This is a genomic window from Rhizobium sp. P1_E1 (assembly GCF_056406015.1).
This window is the reverse complement of sequence record NZ_JBFUAY010000374.1, coordinates 1-2,892: the sequence shown is the minus strand read 5'-3', so window position 1 is coordinate 2,892 and position 2,892 is coordinate 1. Positions and strand designations below refer to the sequence as shown.

General features: G+C 61.7%; 2 protein-coding genes. Both read left to right on the top strand.

Going from position 1 to position 2,892, the window contains the following annotated elements; translation table 11 throughout:
• The coding region (locus AC1D1Z_RS35865; RefSeq protein ID WP_477853560.1) for a malonyl-CoA decarboxylase at positions 1-1,282 on the top strand (1,282 nt) is incomplete at its 5' end.
• Positions 1,279-2,793, top strand: a complete 1,515-nt coding sequence (locus tag AC1D1Z_RS35860) for a malonate--CoA ligase (RefSeq protein WP_018245581.1) — start codon at positions 1,279-1,281, stop codon at positions 2,791-2,793. The genes AC1D1Z_RS35865 and AC1D1Z_RS35860, both read left to right, overlap by 4 nt.
• The last annotated feature ends 99 nt before the right edge of the window (positions 2,794-2,892 follow it).

Sequence of the window (2,892 nt, the reverse complement as noted above, 5' to 3'; positions counted from 1 at the left end):
TCTCCAGACACTCTGTGAAATGCTGCTGTCGAGCCGGGGCGAGGCCTCGGGCATGGCGCTTGCCGCCGAGATACTCGATCGCTGGGGCGCGCTCGAGAGCGAGGGCGCGCAGAAATTCCTCCTTATGCTGCATGAAAAGTTCGGGCCTGACACAACCAAGCTCGACCAGGCGATTGATAAATACCGCGCTGACAAAAGCTCTGCCGCGATCATTGCTCTCCACCAGGCAGCCGAGCCGCGGCGACAGGAGCTTCTGCGCCGATTGAATCACGCGCCGAACGGCACCGCCAAGCTCGTCCGGATGCGCCAGCAGCTGCTTGCTTCCAAAGATCAATCCGCAGGTTATCACGCGCTTGACGCCGACTTCACGCATCTGTTCGGCTCCTGGTTCAATCGCGGCTTCTTGACGCTGCGGCCCATCGACTGGACGACGCCGGCTTACATCCTGGAAAAGATCATCAAATACGAGGCGGTGCACGAGATCGCCGGCTGGGAGGAATTGCGTCGGCGATTGGCGCCGGCCGACCGCCGTTGCTTTGCCTTTTTCCACCCCCGACTAGCCGACGAGCCGCTGGTGTTCGTCGAGGTGGCGCTCACACGATCGGTGCCCCGCGCGATCGGGGATGTGCTCGACGAGGGCAGGGAGCAGATCAACGCCGACGAGGCGACGACGGCCGTCTTCTATTCGATCTCCAACTGCCAGGATGGCTTGCGTGGGATCTCGTTCGGCAACTTCCTGATCAAACAGGTCGTTGAAGATCTGCGCCGAGACCTGCCCGGCCTGAAGAACTTCGTCACGCTATCGCCCGTTCCAGGCTTTGCCCGCTGGCTTGCCAAGGCGCGCCCGGAAACGCTGACGGCGCTGGACGATCCGAACTGGCCCGACGACAAGAAGACGGCGACCGAAGTGGAGCGCGTGCTGCTGCCTCTTGCGGCGCGCTATTTCCTGGTCGAACGGACGCCGGAGGGCCGCCCCGTCGATCCGGTCGCCCGCTTCCATCTCGGCAACGGCGCTCGACTTGAAAGACTGAATTTTCTTGGCGACCGCTCGGCAAAGGCGATGCAGCAGGCACACGGCCTGATGGTCAACTATCTCTACAAGCTCGACGACATCGTGGCCAACCACGAGGCTCTGGCGCAGCGCGGCGAAGTGATTGCCTCGCCTGCTGTCAAAAGCCTGCTCAACCAGAACGACGAAAGCCGCAGCGGCGGCAATGGCCAGCAAGGCTCCCGGCCATTCGCACAGATAGTGAACTCAACGCTTGGAGGAGGGCGAAAGTGAGCAACCATCTTTTCGACGCCATGCGGGCCGCCGCGCCCGGTAACGCACCATTCATCCGGATCGATAACACGCGCACATGGACCTATGACGACGCCGTCGCTCTTTCCGGCCGCATTGCCGGCGCGATGGACACGCTCGGCATTCGCCCCGGCGACCGCGTTGCGGTGCAGGTCGAGAAAAGTGCCGAGGCATTGATCCTCTATCTCGCCTGTCTTCGAAGCGGCGCCGTTTACCTGCCGCTCAACACCGCCTATACGCTGGCTGAGCTCGATTATTTTATCGGCGATGCGGAGCCGCGTTTGGTGGTTGTTGCATCGTCGGCTCGAGCGGGCGTGGAGACAATCGCCAAGCCCCGCGGTGCGATCGTCGAAACTCTCGACGCTGATGGCAGCGGCTCGTTGCTGGATCTCGCCCGCGATGAGCCGGCTGACTTTGTCGATGCCTCGCGCTCCGCCGATGATCTGGCTGCGATCCTCTACACCTCGGGAACGACGGGACGCTCCAAGGGGGCGATGCTCACGCATGGGAACCTGCTCTCGAACGCCCTGACCTTGCGAGATTTTTGGCGCGTCACCGCCGGCGATCGACTGATCCATGCCTTGCCGATCTTCCACACGCATGGGCTGTTCGTCGCCACGAACGTCACTTTACTCGCCGGCGCCTCGATGTTCCTGCTGTCGAAGTTCGACCCGGAGGAGATCCTGTCGCTGATGCCGCAGGCAACGATGCTGATGGGCGTGCCGACCTTCTACGTGCGCCTCCTGCAAAGCCCGCGCCTCGACAAGCAAGCAGTCGCCAACATCCGCCTCTTCATTTCCGGTTCGGCTCCACTGCTTGCAGAAACACATACCGAGTTCCAGGCACGTACCGGTCACGCCATTCTCGAGCGCTACGGCATGACGGAAACCAATATGAACACGTCCAACCCTTATGAGGGGAAACGGATTGCCGGAACGGTCGGMTTCCCGCTGCCTGATGTGACGGTGCGCGTCACCGATCCCGCCACCGGGCTCGCGCTGCCGCCTGAAGAAACAGGCATGATCGAGATCAAGGGGCCGAACGTTTTCAAGGGCTATTGGCGCATGCCCGAAAAAACCGCGGCCGAATTCACCGCCGACGGTTTCTTCATCAGCGGCGATCTCGGCAAGATCGACCGGGACGGTTATGTCCACATCGTCGGCCGTGGCAAGGATCTGGTGATTTCCGGTGGATACAACATCTATCCGAAAGAGGTGGAGGGCGAGATCGACCAGATCGAGGGTGTGGTTGAGAGCGCTGTGATCGGCGTGCCGCATCCCGATTTCGGAGAAGGCGTGACCGCCGTCGTCGTGCGCAAACCCGGCGCTGTCCTCGATGAAAAGGCCATCGTCAGCGCCCTCCAGGACCGGCTCGCGCGCTACAAACAACCCAAGCGCATCATCTTTGCCGAAGACTTGCCGCGCAACACGATGGGCAAGGTTCAGAAAAACATCCTGCGGCAGCAATACGCCGATCTTTACACCAGGACGTAAGAGGACCGCGCCCTCTGGGAGGAGGGTGCGTCGACATCCCGCATCAATCTTGAAAACAGCAACTGCGACGCGGAGGCGTCGGAGGGAGGGGAATCATGG